This window comes from Corynebacterium sp. TUM25015, from assembly GCF_056393505.1.
Genome location: NZ_CM150783.1, coordinates 1168887 through 1186307, shown reverse-complemented (window position 1 = coordinate 1186307; position 17421 = coordinate 1168887). Strand labels below are relative to the sequence as shown.

14 protein-coding genes and 1 tRNA gene are annotated in these 17421 nt (G+C 57.7%); 4 read left to right on the top strand and 11 right to left on the bottom strand.

Annotated features, from left to right (window positions below):
- Nucleotides 1–104 precede the first annotated feature (104 nt).
- Nucleotides 105–1682: an AMP-binding protein gene (locus AC06DS_RS05320; protein WP_477100118.1), complete on the top strand. Its 1578-nt coding sequence runs from the start codon at nucleotides 105–107 to the stop codon at nucleotides 1680–1682.
- On the opposite strand, the gene serB is transcribed toward AC06DS_RS05320, so the two are convergent.
- From serB to nrdF, 3 genes are all read right to left on the bottom strand, one after another.
- A complete protein-coding gene (gene serB, locus AC06DS_RS05315) occupies nucleotides 1679–3043 on the bottom strand; it encodes a phosphoserine phosphatase SerB (RefSeq protein ID WP_477100117.1) in 1365 nt (454 codons plus the stop codon). The genes AC06DS_RS05320 and serB overlap by 4 nt on opposite strands.
- Before the next feature lie 516 nt (nucleotides 3044–3559).
- Nucleotides 3560–5257 (bottom strand): aa3-type cytochrome oxidase subunit I, encoded by a 1698-nt coding sequence (ctaD, locus tag AC06DS_RS05310; RefSeq protein WP_293791874.1) that lies wholly within the window; start codon nucleotides 5255–5257, stop codon nucleotides 3560–3562.
- Nucleotides 5258–5519: 262 nt separating this feature from the next.
- Nucleotides 5520–6515, bottom strand: coding sequence for a class 1b ribonucleoside-diphosphate reductase subunit beta (nrdF, locus tag AC06DS_RS05305; RefSeq protein ID WP_034975901.1), 996 nt, complete (start codon nucleotides 6513–6515; stop codon nucleotides 5520–5522).
- Between the two features lie 342 nt (nucleotides 6516–6857).
- On the opposite strand from nrdF, the gene AC06DS_RS05300 reads away from it, so the two are divergent.
- Complete coding sequence (locus tag AC06DS_RS05300; protein WP_477100116.1) at nucleotides 6858–7346, top strand: ferritin; 489 nt, start codon at nucleotides 6858–6860, stop codon at nucleotides 7344–7346.
- 121 nt (nucleotides 7347–7467) lie between these two features.
- Here AC06DS_RS05300 and nrdE read toward each other — a convergent pair whose 3' ends face one another.
- The 4 genes from nrdE to ykgO all read right to left on the bottom strand — a co-directional run bounded on the left by nrdE (nucleotide 7468) and on the right by ykgO (nucleotide 11124).
- Nucleotides 7468–9630, bottom strand: a complete 2163-nt coding sequence (gene nrdE / locus AC06DS_RS05295; protein WP_080719465.1) for a class 1b ribonucleoside-diphosphate reductase subunit alpha — start codon at nucleotides 9628–9630, stop codon at nucleotides 7468–7470.
- A 139-nt stretch (nucleotides 9631–9769) separates the two neighbouring features.
- Nucleotides 9770–10213 (bottom strand): class Ib ribonucleoside-diphosphate reductase assembly flavoprotein NrdI, encoded by a 444-nt coding sequence (nrdI, locus tag AC06DS_RS05290; RefSeq protein WP_034984600.1) that lies wholly within the window; start codon nucleotides 10211–10213, stop codon nucleotides 9770–9772.
- Between the two features lie 89 nt (nucleotides 10214–10302).
- A complete protein-coding gene (gene nrdH, locus AC06DS_RS05285) occupies nucleotides 10303–10533 on the bottom strand; it encodes a glutaredoxin-like protein NrdH (protein ID WP_034984644.1) in 231 nt (76 codons plus the stop codon).
- 468 nt (nucleotides 10534–11001) lie between these two features.
- On the bottom strand, nucleotides 11002–11124 hold the full coding sequence (gene ykgO, locus AC06DS_RS05280; protein ID WP_005511141.1) for a type B 50S ribosomal protein L36: 123 nt from the start codon (nucleotides 11122–11124) through the stop codon (nucleotides 11002–11004).
- 161 nt (nucleotides 11125–11285) lie between these two features.
- Here ykgO and nadE point away from each other — a divergent pair, with 161 nt between their 5' ends.
- Nucleotides 11286–12206 carry an ammonia-dependent NAD(+) synthetase gene (gene nadE / locus AC06DS_RS05275; protein ID WP_477100115.1) on the top strand — a complete coding sequence of 307 codons (921 nt, stop codon included), beginning with the start codon at nucleotides 11286–11288 and terminating at the stop codon, nucleotides 12204–12206.
- Here nadE and AC06DS_RS05270 read toward each other — a convergent pair whose 3' ends face one another.
- The 4 genes from AC06DS_RS05270 to pgm form a co-directional block, all read right to left on the bottom strand.
- Entirely contained in the window at nucleotides 12207–12776 is a 570-nt protein-coding gene (locus AC06DS_RS05270; protein WP_477100114.1) for a vitamin K epoxide reductase family protein, read from the bottom strand.
- 230 nt (nucleotides 12777–13006) lie between these two features.
- A tRNA-Ala gene (locus tag AC06DS_RS05265) sits at nucleotides 13007–13079 on the bottom strand.
- A gap of 118 nt (nucleotides 13080–13197) precedes the next feature.
- Nucleotides 13198–13944, bottom strand: coding sequence for a DsbA family protein (locus AC06DS_RS05260; protein WP_293791909.1), 747 nt, complete (start codon nucleotides 13942–13944; stop codon nucleotides 13198–13200).
- A 143-nt stretch (nucleotides 13945–14087) separates the two neighbouring features.
- A complete protein-coding gene (pgm, locus tag AC06DS_RS05255; RefSeq protein ID WP_477100113.1) occupies nucleotides 14088–15743 on the bottom strand; it encodes a phosphoglucomutase (alpha-D-glucose-1,6-bisphosphate-dependent) in 1656 nt (551 codons plus the stop codon).
- Nucleotides 15744–15965: 222 nt separating this feature from the next.
- Between pgm and AC06DS_RS05250 the strand changes: the two genes are divergently transcribed.
- Nucleotides 15966–17411, top strand: coding sequence for an alanine/glycine:cation symporter family protein (locus AC06DS_RS05250; RefSeq protein WP_477100112.1), 1446 nt, complete (start codon nucleotides 15966–15968; stop codon nucleotides 17409–17411).
- The last annotated feature ends 10 nt before the right edge of the window (nucleotides 17412–17421 follow it).

Genomic DNA, 17421 nt, shown 5'->3' with positions numbered 1-17421 from the left:
CCCAAAAGTTAGACAACCAAAACCAAAGAAGTGACGCCGGTAACAGCATACGGCGACTAGAGTGGGGAGGAAGAACAACCGCGTACGGATAGGAGCCCGCCGCAATGCCCATTAAGAGCGACCGCCCAGACATCGAACTCAGCCCGCTTGGGCTCTACGATTACATCTTCGGCAACCTCTCCACCGAGGAGGAAGACCGGGTCGCCGTCATCGACATTGCCGATGGCTCCGAAACGACGTTTGCCCAGCTGCAGAACTACATTGAGTCCACGGCGGGCTGGCTGGCCAGCAAGGGCATCAAAAAGGGCGACGTAGTAGCGCTACACCTGCCCAACTCCTTGAACTTTATCGTCGCAGCGTACGGCCTGTGGCGCATTGGTGCAGTTCCTTCTCCCCTATCTCTGCTTTCTACGCCGGAAAGCGTGACGGAGCAGGTGAAGGACTCTGGCGCGAAGATGCTGCTCACCGTTGCCGCGCTTGGTGACGCCTCGGCTCAGGGGGCTAAGGATGCAGGAATCGAGGAGGACAACATCGTCTTCCTGGATACATCGAAGGGCATGCAACAGATTATGGCGGAGCGCCGCACGGCTCCCGCGGTGGAGATTAACCCGGATGAGGATCTGGCAGTACTCCCCTACTCCTCTGGTACCACCGGGTTGCCAAAGGGAGTGCGTTTGATGCACCGTCAGTTGGTTGCGAACGTACAGCAGGGGCAAGACATTCACCTTGTGCGCCCGGAGGACAAGGTTTACGCCGTGCTGCCGTTCTTCCACATCTACGGTCTGACCGCTCTGGTGAACCTGGCATTGGCGCAGCGCGCCACGCTGGTCGTTGTACCGCGCTTTGAGCTGCAGAGTTTCCTGGAGCACCACCAGAAGTTCGGGGTGACCTTTACTCTTATCGCGCCGCCTATTGCAGTCCAGCTGGCCAAGCACCCCATGGTGGATAACTATGACCTTTCGCAAATGCGCAGCTTCTTTAGCGGTGCTGCAACATTGGATGAAGACCTGGCCTTGGCGTTGGAAAAGCGCTTGGGCATTCATGTGCAGCAGGGCTATGGCATGACTGAGACTTCGCCGCTGGCACATGCCAACGTATCCAAGGACATTAACCGTGGTTCCATCGGCAAGCCTTGCGCAAACACGGAAAGCAAGCTGGTGGATCCGGAAAACCTGGAAGAGATCCCGCTGCCCGCGGAGGGTGTCTCCGAGGTCGGTGAGCTCTGGGTTCGCGGCCCGCAGATTATGGCCGGATACCTGAACAAGCCGAAGGAAACCGCAGCCGCGCTACCGGGCGACGGTTGGCTGCGCACTGGCGATCTGGCTAACTCCGATCCAGAGGGCAACGTCCACATTGTGGATCGCTTGAAGGAGCTGATCAAGTACAAGGGCTACCAGGTTCCGCCCGCAGAGCTAGAGTCCGTACTGTTGAGCCACCCCGAGATCGCTGATGCCGCCGTCGTCGGCGTACATCGCGCTTCAGATGGTGAAGAGCTGCCGAAGGCATTCGTTGTTGCCCAGCGAGGATCTGCACTCAACGAGCAGCAGGTGATGGATTTCGTTGCGGAGCGCGTGGCTCCCTACAAGAAGATTCGCATTGTGGAATTCGTGCAGGGAATCCCCAAGTCCTCCACCGGTAAGATCCTTCGCCGCGAGCTCCGTGAGCGCGACGGCGTCAATTAATCTTCGACGATAGGTACGCGGCGGTAAGTACCGTCGCGAAGGTCCGCATCCTCGATTTCGTGGCGGGAAATCCCCAGGATGAACAGCACCTGGTCGAGGAAGGGGTAGTTCACCGAGGTATCGGCGATCTCCTTGAGCGCTGGCTTTGCATTGAACGCAATGCCCAGACCCGCGGTAGACAGCATGTCAATGTCGTTGGCACCATCGCCTACGGCGACGGTCTGGTTCAACTTAATTCCGTTGGACCAAGCAAATTCCTTCAGGCTCTCAGCCTTGGCCTGGCGGTCGATCACAGGGCCGATGACCCGACCAGTGAGCTTGCCATCAATAATTTCAAGGGTGTTGGCGCGGGCGAAGTCCAGGTCCAACTCGCGTGCCAGTGGTTCGATGACCTGGATAAAACCACCGGAAACCACACCCGTTTTGTACCCCAAACGCTTCAAGGTGCGGATAGTCGTGCGGGCACCGGGGGTCAGCTGAATGTCACGTGCTACTTTCTCCACCACTGAGGCTTCCAAACCGGCCAGTGCCTTGACGCGCTCGTGGAGGGATTCAGCGAAGTCTAACTCGCCACGCATGGCGCGTTCTGTGACCGCGGCAACCTCCGCTTCGCGGCCTGCGTAGGCGGCCAGCATCTCAATGACTTCGTGCTGAATAAGGGTCGAATCAACATCGAAGCAGATGAGGCGCTTGGCGCGGCGGGACAACCCCGCACGCTCGATAGCGATATCCACTCCTACCTCCGTCGTGAGCGTTGCAAGTGCTTTGCGCAGGGGCACACCGCCACCGGGTGCTGGGTTGGCGACTGTAAGGCTCAGCTCCAGCCCAGTGACTGGGTAGTCGGCAATACCGGTAATCGTGTCGATGTTCGCACCGTAGTCAGCCAGAGTTTGGCCGATGCGGGAAATATGAGTCGCAGTCAGCGGACGTCCCAGCACGACCATCACGTGCGTCGAGTGCGGGCGCGTGCTCGACAGATTATCGTCGGCTTCTACGCTGACTCGCATTCCATAGGATGCGAGAGTTTCCTCCAGCCCTTCGCCGAGAGGCTCTAGGTCTTCTTGTCCGACGCCCACTAGCGCCGCCAGCGATAGCTTTCCTCGGAAGACTGACTGTTCAATGTCGAGGAGTTGAACCCCGTAGGAGGATAGTACGCGGAAGAAGGCCGCGGATACGCCCGGCCGATCGGGGCCGGTGACCGTGATGACACTGGGAGCTAAGCCTTCCTGCAGGGTGTCCTCCAGGGCGATCTCAAAGTGCGGATCGTCGGCGAGTGCAGCGCTCGAGGCGGCCTGGGACGACGTGGACGACTGCTGATTGGCGGGAGAGTTGGAGTTGCTGGCGTTATTTGAGGTAGTCACGGGCTATATTGTCCCACTTCCCTACGAGAAGTGATAACTGAACCTGAACAGCTCCCCATTTCACATTCCCCACCTTCAAACTCGCAGTAGTTGCGGCCTCTTTTTGTAGCGATGTTGAAGGCGCGGTCTTGGAGGTCTTAGGCCCCACCACAATCACCACGATTCAGCACCATAATGTCGCTGAATCGGGAATCTGTCCGGGCAAGATTAGGCTCGGCCACAATCGCACGCGTTTGACCTGCCTTTTTGTTTATTGTTCTCGATTTTCATTTAACAGATTCCCGATCTAACGACATGCTTCCTCCAGCTTCTCCCTCTGAGCCATGGAGCTTCCGAGGGCTTTCACTAAACCTGCGGACATACAAAAATCCACACCCTGCGTAGTTAGGGTGTGGATTCAGTGTGCGACTTCCAGAGCAGGAAGCGGTATTGCAGCCTCTACCTGCTCGGCCGCCAAGCACCTAGCGACTGCGCTGGGCAGTTGCAGAGGTGAGGTGGCGTCACCAGACGGTGCACTTAGAAGTGGCGACCGACGTGAGCCTCGTCGCGCATACGCTTAACCATGTGCGGGTGGTGCAACTCGAACGCCGGACGCTCGGAGCGGATACGAGGCATGGAGGTGAAGTTGTGGCGCGGCGGCGGGCAGGAGGTTGCCCACTCCAGGGAGTTGCCGTAGCCCCACGGATCGTCCACGGTAACGACCTCGCCGTAGCGGTAGGACTTGAACACGTTCCACAGGAACGGGATCATCGAGATCGCCAGGATGCAGGCACCCACGGTGGAGACCTGGTTCAGGGTCGTGAAACCATCGGTCGGCAGGTAGTCAGCGTAACGACGCGGCATACCCATGTTGCCCAGCCAGTGCTGAATCAAGAACGTGGTGTGGAAGCCGATGGTGACCAGCCAGAAGTGGATCTTGCCAAGCTTCTCGTCCAGCATGCGCCCGGTCATCTTCGGGAACCAGAAGTAAACGCCTGCGAAGGAAGCGTAGGTCACGGTACCGAACAAGGTGTAGTGGAAGTGAGCGACCACGAAGTAGGAGTCCGAAACGTGGAAGTCCAGCGCCGGGGAGGCCAGCATAACACCGGTCAGACCACCGAACAGGAAGGTGGCGAAGAAGCCAATGGCGAAGACCATCGGGGTCTCGAAGGTCAGGCGACCCTTCCACATGGTGCCCAGCCAGTTGAAGAACTTCATACCGGTCGGCACACCGATCAGGAACGTCATGAAGGAGAAGAACGGCAGCAGCACGGCGCCGGTCACGAACATGTGGTGTGCCCACACAGCCATGGACAGTGCAGCAATCGACAGGGTTGCGAACACCAGGCCAACGTAGCCGAACATCGGCTTGCGGGAGAACACCGGGAAAACCTCAGACACGATACCGAAGAACGGCAGTGCCAGGACGTACACCTCAGGGTGACCGAAGAACCAGAAGAGGTGCTGCCACAGAATAGCGCCACCGTTGCCGGCGTCGTAGATGTGGCCACCCAGCTTGCGGTCGTAGAACACACCAAGTGCAGCTGCGGTCAGGAGCGGGAAGATCAGCAGAACCAGCAGAGAGGTAACGAAGATGTTCCAGGTGAAGATCGGCATGCGGAACATGGTCATACCCGGTGCGCGGAGGCACAGGATGGTGGTGATCATGTTCACGGCGGAGGCGATGGTACCGATACCACCGACGCCGACACCCAGGATCCACAGTTCAGAGCCCACACCCGGAGAGTGCGTAACGTCTGCCAGCGGCATGTACATCGTCCAACCGAAGTCTGCTGCACCACCCGGAGTCAGGAAGCCGAGCAGCATCACGACACCACCAGCGGTGGTCATCCAGAAGCCGAAGGCGTTCAGACGGGGGAAAGCCACGTCAGGGGCGCCGATCTGTAGCGGCATGATGTAGTTCGCGAAACCGAACACCATCGGAGAGCCGTACAGCAGCAGCATGATCGTGCCGTGCATCGTGAACAGCTGGTTGAACTGCTCGTTGGACAGGAATTGCTGACCCGGCTCGAAGAGCTCAATACGGATCAACAGGGCCATCAAGCCACCAATCATGAAGAAGGTGAAGGACATGATTAGGTACATGATGCCCAGGAGCTTGTGGTCGGTCGTGGTCAGCATCTTCCATGCGAGGTTGCCACGTGGCACCTCACCGAAAGGCGCAGGCCGAGCCGGGGAAACCTCATGGCTTTCCCTTGGCGCTACTGCGGTCATATTCTTCCTCCTGACTACGCGTGACCTGCCTTTATTCACCTGCAAGCTCTAGCTAACTCACAGGATCCTTCAGGCAAGCCACCCAAAAGAATGTTTCGTCTGCACCGTTCCCGCGTGGTCGATTTCGTCAATAACCGACCAGAACGGACACAGAATGTTTACATAGTATCCCGTTACTGCGATTTTCAATAGCCCGGGACGAGGCCAAAGCAGCAGAACCCACGTTTTCGGGGGTGCTGCCTCGCTGTTTAGAAGTCGCTGTTTAGAAGTCCCAATCGTCGTCGACCGTATTCTCGGCCTTACCTATTACATAAGAGGAACCAGAACCGGAGAAGAAGTCGTGGTTCTCGTCGCCACCCGGGTTCAGAGCCGAGAGGATCGCCGGAGACACACGAGTCTCGTCCGCCGGGAACAGCCCTTCGTAGCCCAGGTTGTTCAGCGCCTTGTTTGCGTTGTAGCGCAAGAAGCGCTTGACGTCCTCTGTCCAGCCGAGATCGTCATAAAGATCCTCGGTGTACTGTGCCTCGTTGTCGTACAACTCCAGCAGTAGGTCGAAGGTGTGCTCCTTCAACTCCTCCTGGCGCTCCGGGGTCTCCTTCTCCAGTGCGCGCTGGTACTTGTAGCCAATGTAGTAACCGTGCACAGACTCATCGCGGATGATCAGGCGGATAATGTCTGCGGTGTTGGTCAGCTTCGCATGCGAAGACCAGTACATCGGCAGGTAGAAACCGGAGTAGAAGAGGAAGCTCTCCAGCAGCACAGAGGCAATCTTCTTCTTCATCGGATCGTCGCCCTCATAGAAGTCGAGAATGATCTTTGCCTTGTTTTGCAGCTTCTCATTCTCTTCGGACCAACGGAAGGCGTCGTTAATCTCAGGCGTAGAGGCCAGCGTCATAAAGATAGAGGAATAAGACTTCGCGTGAACGCTCTCCATAAAGGAGATATTCGTAAAGACGGCTTCCTCGTGTGGAGTGGCAGCATCCTCGATCAGCTTTACTGCACCAACTGTGCCCTGAATCGTATCCAGCATGGTCAGGCCGGTGAACACACGCATGGTGGCCTGCTTCTCCATGTCATTTAGTGTGGACCAGCTGGGGACGTCGTTGGACAGTGGCACCTTTTCGGGTAGCCAGAAGTTGGCAGTGAGGCGATCCCACACTTCCAGGTCCTTGTCATCTGGGATGCTGTTCCAGTTGATGGCAGATACCGGATCGCCGTCGACGCGGTGTACGGGAGTGTGGGGTGCGTGCGCACTCATCGCTTACGTGTCTCCTTCTCACAGAACGTGCTGATTTTCTTGCTGTCCCTCAGCTTGTGCACTTCGCCCCATGTTACCCCGTTTCCGCGACGCGCCTACCCCTCGGCCGCCACCCCCATTTTGGGGGGTCTTTCTTAATGACGCCCTCAGCGCGCGCTGGAGCCGATTTCAGCCCGGAGCTGGGGGCGTCACTACCTAAAGAGCACGTCAGGATTGGTTTACAGGGCAACCTAAGTAAAGACAGCCTCACCGACTATACAATAGGCTCTGACCTGCATTGATAATATAAGGGTAGCCTGCGTTTGCTAGCCGATTGGATAAACCCTGAGTACGGTGAGCTGCATGGAAATCAACGAGAAGTTTCAGAAGCAATTGAACGAACAGGTCACCGCCGAGCACCAGGCTGCGCTGGTTTACACCCAGCTGGCTTATGAGCTGGACCGCCTCTCCTTCGACGGCATGAGCAGCTGGATGCAGGCACAGGCCGATGAGGAGCGCGAGCACGCTCAGAAGTTCGCACAGCACCTGCTGGACCGCGACGCGCGCGTGGACATCGAGACTGTTGAGATGCCTTCCCTGAAGATCTCCACCCCGCTGGATGCCTTCGAGGCTTCCCTCGAGCACGAGCGTAAGGTCTCCGCACTGATCCGCAATCTGGTGAAGACCGCCGACGAGGTTGGCGACATTGACTCCCGCAACCTGCTGAACTTCTTCCTGGAGGAGCAGATCGAGGAGGAAGCTACAGTAAGCAACATCATCGACCGCATCAAGCTGGTGGGCAACGATGGTTCCGGCCTGCTGCGCATCGACGCAGAGCTGGGCAACCGCTAGCAACCATTAACAAGGCCACTCAACGGCCAATAACAAAAGCCGACTGGGATTCCTCCCAGTCGGCTTTTTCATGCTCGGTGGAGGCCGCCCTCCACCTAGAGCAGGCCGCTCCCCTCCCCACTTAGAGCATGCAGCTCACGCAGCCCTCAACCTCGGTGCCGGTCAAGGCCGTCTGGCGGAGGCGGATGTAGTAGATCGTCTTGATCCCCTTGCGCCACGCATAGATCTGCGCACGGTTGATGTCGCGCGTGGTGGCGGTGTCCTTGAAGAACAGGGTCAGCGATAGGCCCTGATCCACGTACTTCGTCGCGACTGCGTAAGTGTCGATGATCTTTTCGTAGCCGATCTCGTACGCGTCCTCGTAGTACTCCAGGTTGTCGTTCGTCATGTACGGAGCCGGGTAGTACACACGACCGATCTTGCCCTCCTTACGAATTTCGATCTTGGAGGCGATCGGGTGAATCGAGGACGTGGAGTTGTTGATGTAGGAGATGGAACCCGTCGGCGGAATAGCCTGCAGGTTGCGGTTGTATAGACCGTGAGCCTGCACATCGTCCTTCAGCTGTTGCCAGTCCTGCGCGGTTGGCACCTGGATGCTGGAGTTGCCGATGATTTGGCGGATACGCTCCGTCTTCGGTGCAAACTCCGCCGGATCGTAGCGGTCGAAGAACTCGCCGCTGGCATAATCGGAGTTTTCGAAGTTGTGGAACTTCTCGCCACGCTCCTGGGCGATCTTGTTGGATGCCTTCAGAGCTTCGTACATCACTGCTGCGAAGTACGCATTGGTGAAGTCCAGAGCTTCTTCTGAACCGTAGTGGATGTGCTCGCGCCCCAGGAAGCCATGCAGGTTCATCTGTCCCAGGCCAATGGCGTGGGAGTTGTCGTTACCCTGGCGAACCGAAGGAACCGAGTCAATGGAGGTTTGATCTGCCACTGCGGTCAGGCCGCGAATCGCAGTCTCGATGGTCTTAGAGAAGTCCGCAGAGTCCATGGCCTTCGCGATGTTCATGGAGCCCAGGTTGCAGGAGATGTCATCGCCGATGGTCTTGTACGTCAGATCAGCGTTGAACTCCGATGGGGTCGAAACCTGCAGAATTTCGGAGCACAGGTTGGAGTGCGTGATACGACCTTCGATCGGGTTGGCCTTGTTCACCGTGTCCTCAAACATGATGTACGGGTAGCCCGACTCGAACTGGATCTCCGCCAGCGTTTGGAAGAACGCGCGCGCATTGATCTTGGACTTACGGATGCGCGGATCCTCCACCATCTCCTCGTAGTGCTCGGTGATGGAGACATCGGCAAATGGCTTGCCGTAGACGCGTTCAACGTCGTACGGGCTGAACAGATACATGTCGTCATTGCGCTTGGCCAGCTCAAAGGTGATATCCGGGATGACCACTCCCAGAGAGAGCGTCTTAATACGGATCTTTTCATCCGCATTCTCGCGCTTGGTGTCCAGGAAGCGCAGGATATCCGGGTGGTGTGCGTGGAGATATACCGCGCCGGCACCCTGACGGGCACCCAGCTGGTTGGCGTAGCTAAAGGCATCTTCCAGCAGCTTCATCACGGGGATCACGCCGGAGGATTGGTTCTCGATGTGCTTAATCGGCGCACCGGCCTCGCGCACATTCGACAGCAACAGTGCTACGCCACCGCCGCGCTTGGATAGTTGCAGCGCGGAGTTAATGGATCGGCCAATCGACTCCATGTTGTCCTCAATGCGCAGGAGGAAGCAGGACACCGGCTCTCCGCGCTGCTTCTTGCCAATGTTGAGGAAGGTGGGCGTTGCAGGCTGGAAGCGTCCGTCCATGATCTCGTCGACGAGGTTCGACGCCAACTCGGTATCCCCTGCTGCTAGCCCCAATGCGACCATGCATACGCGGTCTTCGAAACGTTCCAAGTAGCGGCGTCCGTCGAAGGTCTTCAGCGTATAGGAGGTGTAGTACTTGTACGCGCCCAGGAAGGACTGGAAGCGGAACTTCTTGGCATAAGCCTGTTTAAACAGGGACTTTACGAAACTGAACTCGTACTGATTCAACACCGCAGGATCGTAGTACTCGTTGTCCACGAGGTACTTGATCTTCTCCTCCAAGTCGTGGAAGTACACAGTGTTCTGATTCACGTGCTGCAGGAAGTACTGGTTAGCAGCCTCACGATCCTTGTCGAACTGGATCTCTCCCGCGTCGTTGTACAGGTTCAACATTGCGTTCAGAGCGTGATAATCCAGCTGCTCCCGCTGGTCAACGGGCTCCTGGACGGTCTTTCCAATCTCGGTGCCAGTCATGTGTTTTGTGTTCTCCTCAAAAACTCGCGCTAAGAAAGTCTATTCGCGCCTATATATTCGTTTCGATTCTAATCAGTGCCCCGGACATGCGCGGGGCGGATGCGGAGCTCTTACTCCGCTGGGTTTTCAACCCGCTGTGTCAGCTTGCTAACTCCCAGCGTCCTTCGTTTCGCAAAGAAGTCTCGAACTCCGCTAAGCCTGCACGCACCCTTTGGACGTCCTCCTCGGTTCCCATCAGTTCAAAGCGATATAGATAGGGAACTTGGCACTTGGCGGAGATCACCTCCCCGGCCTTTCCGAAGTCAGCTCCGAAGTTGATGTTGCCGGAGGCGATCACGCCACGCAGCCACTTACGGTTTTGCTCCACATTGAGGAACTTGATCACCTGTTTCGGCACTGGGCGCGAAAACTCTCCTGTCATCCCTGCTCCCCCGCCATACGTTGGCACTATCAGGACATGTGGTTGGTCGACCAGCAGGGGGGCGTCGCTACGCTTAAGTGGAATGCGACTAGAAGGTAGACCGAGCTTCCGTACAAAGCGGTGAGTGTTCTCTGTCGTGGAGGAAAAATACGTGATCAGCATTGAGCCTCATCCTAAACAGCAATGCGCATAGTCAGTGGTGCGCTAAAAAGAGCCTCCACCGGGGATGGTGAAGGCAATTGGCACGCAGATTAGGCGGCCTCTGCGGTCAGGGTGCGAATGCGATCGGGGCGGAAGCCGGACCAGTGATCTTCGCCGGCAACAACCACAGGTGCCTGCAGGTGGCCCAGCGCCATGACGTAGTCGCGAGCTTCATCGTCGAGGCTGATGTCCACGAGTTCGTAATCAAGACCGGCCTTGTCGAGAGCCTTCTTGGTGGCGTTGCACTGAACACAGGCGGGCTTGGTGTAGACGGTGATCATGGTGGCTGTCATTCTCCTGAATACTTCAAAAATACTTCGGATTGTTCGGCCCGGCGACAATGATTTCTGTGGGCGCTATCGGTGTAGGTTTTCGTCAGTGTACGTCTGGCGGGGCTTATGTACCGCGCCCCTCGTTGACTTGCTTAAGACTACACATCACAAGCGTGTAAGACAACCGCAAAAACACAACATTTTGGGTCGCAATTAATCACTGAACACTACATCTAGTAGTTACAAGTTGAGTATTCGCAGGTGGTAGATTTTCCCACCACTACATCTAGCCACATGAAAAACATGCATGTAATTTCAAAGCATGGATTACGCCAAACAGAGAACCCATCTATGAGCTGGCAAAAGCCCCTCAAGCCATATCTTTGCCACCCCCAAGCAATAAAAATCCCCCGCCTCACGCAACAGTGCGCGAGCACTGAAACGAAAAGACGGGGGGGAAGGTGGAACCCTCTGGCTTTAGCCCTGGCGAGCCTTGAAGCGAGGTTCCTTCTTGTTGATCACGTAGACCTTACCGCGGCGACGAACGACCTGAGCGCCCGGCTTGTTCTTCAGCGACCGAAGGGACTTGCGGACCTTCATCGGGCGCTCCTTTCCTCATCGACTTTCTTTACATCGCCAGGCAACGCAGGCTAAAAACCCGCTTATGCCGCCCGGCACAAACACAAACGATGAGTCTACCCACCGACTCACTCAAAACCAAATAAGTGCATAAGCTGACGGACGGTCTAGCATCGGAAGGCATGAGCCCTTCACCTGAAAAGTCCACCGGCATCCCCAGCCCCTCCCACACCGCGAATGCGCGCCCTCTGCACGCGCGCATTATCGAAGAACTGGGGGTTCGCTCCACTATCGACCCGGCCGCTGAAGTGGAACGTCGTGTGCAGTTCATCGCCAACTATCTGCAGGCCACACGCACCCGAACCCTAGTGCTGGGCATCTCCGGCGGCCAGGACTCCACGCTCGCAGGCAAGCTATGCCAGTTAGCATGTGATCGCCTCAATGAACAGGCCGCCAAGGACCAAGCTGCCGATCAGCCATACCGTTTCTGCGCCGTGCGCCTGCCCTATGGAGTCCAGGCAGACGAGGACGACGCACAGATTGCGCTGGAGTTTATCGCACCGAGTATGGGCGTCACCGTCAACATTAAGGGTGCCACTGACGAAGCAGCGCGAGCAACGAGCGAGGCCCTCGGCATTTCGCACGTCAGCGACTTCAACAAGGGCAATATTAAGGCGCGCGAGCGCATGATCGCACAATATGCGCTCGCCGGGGAACTCGGCGGATTGGTTGTAGGCACGGATCATGCAGCAGAGGCAATCACGGGGTTCTACACCAAGCACGGCGACGGTGCGGCAGACCTCACGCCACTGGCGGGGCTCACGAAGCGACAGGGCGCAGCCCTACTGCAGCACCTCGGCGCCCCCGATAGCACCTGGCAGAAAGTCCCCACCGCCGACCTGGAAGAAGATCGTCCCGCTCTGCCGGACGAAGAGGCGCTCGGTGTGACATACACACAGCTTGACGATTACTTGGAAAGCACCAATGGTGCCGCAGACCTAGATCCGCAGGTCGCTGAGCACATCGAAGGCCTGTGGTTCCGGTCGCGTCACAAGCGGCACCTGCCGGTTGCTCCCCACGACGACTGGTGGCAGGCAGACTAGTTAGAACACGAACTGATCCAGAATCAGTGCGGTGAAGGCTAGGAACCAAGCCACAATTACCAGCAGTGGCATTCCCAGTGCGGAGTGAGGAACGTCCTCCCCCGCTTCACGACGCTGTTCACGCAGGATGTGCACCAAGGTCATCACAAACATTGGCAACGTCGCCGCCCACACCGCCATGCAATAAGGGCAAAGCGCGCCGATGGAGTAGATCGCCGCATAGGCCAGCCAGTGCACAAACACCACGCCCAGCGCCAACCCCGCCAGCGTGCAGTACCACATCCAGCGCGGGAGCTTCGCGCCGACGATGAGTATCACGGCCAAGGTCATCATCACCGGAAAACCAATCAGACCGATAAAGGGGTTGGCGAACCCGAACGCAGATGCCTGATCCGAGGCCATCACGTCCGTACACGAGATCACCTCGTTGAAGGTGCAGGCTGGCTTGAAGTCGGGGTTCAGCGCCATCTGCAGCTTGTCGTGCATGATCAAGGCGGAGAAGATCAGCCCGATCGTGGATAGCACCAGGAAGGTAATACCGAAGCGCTTCGTCGCTCCTAGACCGTTCATGAGTTTTCTCTCTGATTGTTTGTGACGCCCACACCTGTCTCGAACCGCATCGTTGCTATGAAGCGGTAGTTGAGACAGCCACAGCGGAGCCCTTTCACCTCGGTAAGCTCCCTGAGCTGGGCGATTTCCATTGAGAACAGATTAGCACGCTGTGCGCGCTACTCCCCTTTTCCAGCGGTGACAGATACAACAAAACCCCCGGTCGGTGAAGACCGGGGGTTGGAATCCAGTGGAGCTAACGGGATTCGAACCCGTGACCCCCACACTGCCAGTGTGGTGCGCTACCAGCTGCGCCATAGCCCCGCTGCCTACCAGGCGATTTACTTCTAAATCCCTGTGAAGCGAACGGTGTTAAAGCTACAACACTGGAATTAACTTCTCCAAATCGCCTGGTTGCGCTGGGGTAGCAATCGCTTGAGCGCTATTTGCCTTCCAGCACAGTCGGAACCCAGGAGCCCAAAGTCTCATCCGGATTCATCGGCGGGTCGAAGCGCTTGCCATTCTTGTACAGCAATGGCGAGGAGACGTCACCCTCTCGCTTTTCGACTTCCTTGTCATTCTCGCGGGAGATCTTCGCGCCTTCGTCCTTAACGGACTTGTCACGAATCTTCTCAACCACGCCGCCGTCGACGCCCATCTTGTCTGCAGCGTTAGCCAGATCGTCCCACTCCCACTGACGGGTAACGGTGGACTGCTCTTCCATCATCAGGCGGTGGAGGTTCCAAAACGCATCCACGTCACCAGTCTTTGCCACTGCCCAGGCGACAGCCGCACCACGGGTGGAAGGACCGGACTCGTCGCCACGATCCAGGAAGTTCAGGAAGCGGAACTTCACCTTCACCTTGCCGTCTTCCAGTGCCTTCTTCACATCGTCGCTAGAGGCAGTCTCCAGCTGCGCGCAGTAGTGGCAGCTGAAATCCTCGAAGACCTCGACGGTCGGCACGTTGTCGCCTGCATTCTCTGCTTCCAGGGTGACGATGCTGTCCTTGGCCGTCATCTTCACCTTTACCTCATCGTTCGGCAGGCTGATGTTATCGACCTTGTGCTTCTGGTTGTTGTACACAATGAAACCAATGGCTACAGCCGCAATGACGAGAATTGCAATGATTCCCCACAGGAAGCCGTTGCCCCCTTTAGATGCATTAGGGGCCTTAATCTTTTGGCTCACCGAGTGTTCCTTTCCGAAATGGTGACGTGTCTACTGCGCATGAGGGTATCGCAAGAGTCTGGCAAAACACTGAATCGACCCCGTGATTTTACGCAAACCTGCAGCGATTGCCCCAGGGAAAAGGCCGCCCCAATGTTGTGGGTCTAGCCCAGCACGCCATCCACGACAACCTGCGCCTCCTCCAGCACCTTCTCCAGGTGGTCGGCACCGTTAAAGGACTCAGCATAAATCTTGTACTTGTCCTCCGTACCGCTTGGGCGGGCGGCAAACCAAGCGTTTTCGGTGGTCACCTTCACTCCCCCAATAGCCGCGCCGTTGCCTGGAGCCTCCGTCAAGATCGACTCGATCTTCTCCCCCGCCAATTCGGTTGCTTCTACGTCGTTGGCGCTGAGCTTCTTCAGACGCTCCTTCTGCTCACGGTTGGCCGGGGCATCGATGCGCTTGTACTGCGGCGCGCCTAGTTCCTCGGCCAGCTCCCGATAACGCTCTGAAGGGCTCTTGCCGGTCGTTGCCTTAATTTCGGACGCCAACAGGTCAGCGATGATGCCGTCCTTATCAGTGGACCAGACCTGCCCGTTGCGACGTAGAAAGGAAGCACCTGCGGATTCTTCTCCGCCAAAGCCCACGGATCCATTGACCAGCCCCGGCACGAACCACTTGAACCCGACCGGAACCTCCATCAGGTTGCGTCCCATACGAGCCACAACGCGGTCAATCATCGAGGAGCTCACCAGGGTCTTGCCCACGGCGGCCTCTTGCGGCCAGTTCTCACGGTGACTAAAGAGGTATTCGATGGCCACGGCAAGGTAGTGATTTGGGTTCATCAGGCCTGCGTCTGGGGTGACGATTCCGTGGCGGTCGGAGTCGGCGTCATTACCAGTAGCGATGTCATAGGAAGCCCCGCCGGCGCCTGCGACAGAATCGACCAGCGAGGCCATCGCGGACGGCGAAGAGCAATCCATGCGGATCTTGCCGTCAGAGTCCAAGGTCATGAAACCGAAGGCGGGATCGATGGTGGGGTTAACGACCGTGAGATCGAGGCCGTGCACATCAGCGATACGCTCCCAATACGCCACGGAGGCACCACCCATGGGATCGGCGCCGATGCGCACGCCTGCGTTGCGGATAGCCTCGATGTCGATAACCTCCGGCAGAGCGGCAACATAGTTGCCCAGGTAGTTGTGGCTCTCCACTAGTTCGGTGGAAGTGGAACGCAGTACGCCAGCGAGGTTTGCGTCCAGGTATTCGTTGGCACGGCAGGCAATCCAGCTGGTGGCGTCGGTATCCGCAGGCCCACCGGTCGGCGGGTTGTACTTGAAGCCGCCGTCACGTGGCGGGTTGTGAGAGGGAGTCACGACAATACCGTCGGCGCGGCCAGCGTCGTTGCCTTCCGGCCCACCGGGCAGCTGCTTGTTGTACTCCAGGATCGCGAAGCTGACAGACGGGGTGGGCACAAAACCGCGTTCCTGATCCACCTTGACCGTCACGCGGTTACCAGCCAGGACCTCCAGCGCGGTAGCCTCGGCCGGTTCAGATAGAGCGTGCGGGTCACGGCCAATAAAAATTGGACCGTTGATTCCCTGCTCGCGGCGGTAATCGACGATGGCCTGGGTGGTTGCCAGGATGTGTGCCTCGTTAAAGGCTCCATCGAAGGCGCTACCGCGATGACCGGAGGTGCCGAAGCTGACGCGCTGTCCCGGATCAGCCAAGTTTGGAACCGTAGCGGAGTAGGCCTCGAGCAGGGCTGGGATATCGGTGAGGTCTTCGGGGGTGGCGGGCTGGCCAGCGCGTGGGTGCATTTTTAATCCTTCGGTCGGTGCCTGAAGCAGTGGTGCCTTAAAGCAAATTTTTGTGCTCAATATTTATGGTGCCCGATTCTGCACCGTTTTTCAGCGCGCTTGCACCCGAAAAACGCCCCCTTGATGACTCTTTAACAACGGGTAACCGCAACGCGGAACCTATCGAGGAATTTTTGGAAACCGTTTCATCTCTCCCCGCTACCGGCGTACTGTCTGTAGTTCATGCAAGACGTTTCATTCGCGGAGAACCTCCAGAACGTTCTGGATTCGATCGACAAGTTTGTGTGGAGCCAGTGGCTGCTCATCCCACTGCTGCTTCTCACCGGACTTTGGCTCACGTTCCGCCTGCGTGGTGTGCAATTCCGCAAACTGTGGGTAGCGCTGCGGCACGGCCTGATCGACCGCGATGACGAGGGCGGGGAGGGCGACATCACCCAATACCAGGCGCTCACCACTGCCCTGGCTGCGACCGTGGGAGTGGGCAACATTGTGGGTGTGGCCACTGCAATTTCTGTCGGTGGTCCCGGCGCACTGTTCTGGATGTGGGTTACTGGCCTGGTGGGCATGGCTTCGAAGTATTCGGAGGCATTCCTGGGTGTGCGTTTCCGCGTTGCCGATTCAAAGGGCAACGTATCCGGCGGCCCGCAGCGCTACCTGTCGCTAGGTATTCCCGGCGGACTCGGAAAATTCCTCGCGTGGTTCTTCACCATCGCGGCAATCATCGCTTCCTTTGGTATCGGCAACCTGACACAGGGCAATGCAGTTGCCGCTGGTTTGGAAGATACCTTTGATGTCAGCCCCACGGTCACCGGCGCGGTGATGTTCGTGCTCGTGGGTGCGGTACTGTTGGGCGGCATTGGCTCGATCGGTAAGGTCACCTCGGCGTTCGTGCCACTCATGATCCTTATTTATATCGGCGGTGGCCTTGTGGTGCTGACGCTGCACGCCAATGAAATCCCGGCGTCTTTCGGACTTATTTTTAGTGACGCCTTTACGGGAACCTCTGCAACCGGTGGATTCCTAGGCTCGGGGATCCTGCTGGCTATGCAAATGGGTGTGGCTCGTGGCATTTTCTCCAATGAGTCGGGCATGGGGTCGGCTGCAATTGCCGCTGCAGCGGCAAAGACCACCCACCCCGTGCGTCAAGGCCTGGTGTCTATGACTCAGACCTTTATCGACACGATCATTGTGGTGACGATGACCGGCCTGGTGATCATCACCACCGGTGTGTGGGATACCGGTGAGGACAATGCGGCCAACATGACAGCTCAGGCGTTCAGCAAGGGCATCGGCTCGGAGTGGGGCGGCACTATCGTCTCCCTCTCCATCGTCTTCTTCGCTTTCTCCACCATCCTGGGGTGGTCCTACTATGGCGAGCGCAACGCAGAGCGGGCCTTTGGCCCCTGGGCTTCCCTGCCCTATCGCATGCTGTTTACCTGTGTGGTCTTTGTTGGCGCGACCACAGAGATCGGATTGGCATGGACTTTCGCAGATATTGCCAATGGCCTGATGGCACTACCGAACCTGGTGGGTCTGCTGATCCTCTCCGGCCTCATCGCCCGAGAAACCAAGGCGTACTTAGCCTTCGACCCCACCCTGCGGGCACGCCCGGCGGATGTCGAGAAGTTCCTCATCGATACCAAGAACCCCTGGCGCAGCACGCTTTAATGAGGGCACC

Coding starts and splice junctions, on each gene's coding strand:
- ctaD (WP_293791874.1), bottom strand. CDS start 5,257: ATGACCGCAGTAGCGCCAAGGGAAAGCCATGAGGTTTCCCCGGCTCGG.
- nadE (WP_477100115.1), top strand. CDS start 11,286: ATGAGCCCTTCACCTGAAAAGTCCACCGGCATCCCCAGCCCCTCCCAC.
- ykgO (WP_005511141.1), bottom strand. CDS start 11,124: ATGAAGGTCCGCAAGTCCCTTCGGTCGCTGAAGAACAAGCCGGGCGCT.
- nrdH (WP_034984644.1), bottom strand. CDS start 10,533: ATGATCACCGTCTACACCAAGCCCGCCTGTGTTCAGTGCAACGCCACC.
- AC06DS_RS05250 (WP_477100112.1), top strand. CDS start 15,966: ATGCAAGACGTTTCATTCGCGGAGAACCTCCAGAACGTTCTGGATTCG.
- nrdF (WP_034975901.1), bottom strand. CDS start 6,515: ATGAGTGCGCACGCACCCCACACTCCCGTACACCGCGTCGACGGCGAT.
- AC06DS_RS05300 (WP_477100116.1), top strand. CDS start 6,858: ATGGAAATCAACGAGAAGTTTCAGAAGCAATTGAACGAACAGGTCACC.
- pgm (WP_477100113.1), bottom strand. CDS start 15,743: ATGCACCCACGCGCTGGCCAGCCCGCCACCCCCGAAGACCTCACCGAT.
- AC06DS_RS05320 (WP_477100118.1), top strand. CDS start 105: ATGCCCATTAAGAGCGACCGCCCAGACATCGAACTCAGCCCGCTTGGG.
- nrdI (WP_034984600.1), bottom strand. CDS start 10,213: ATGCTGATCACGTATTTTTCCTCCACGACAGAGAACACTCACCGCTTT.
- nrdE (WP_080719465.1), bottom strand. CDS start 9,630: ATGACTGGCACCGAGATTGGAAAGACCGTCCAGGAGCCCGTTGACCAG.
- AC06DS_RS05270 (WP_477100114.1), bottom strand. CDS start 12,776: ATGAACGGTCTAGGAGCGACGAAGCGCTTCGGTATTACCTTCCTGGTG.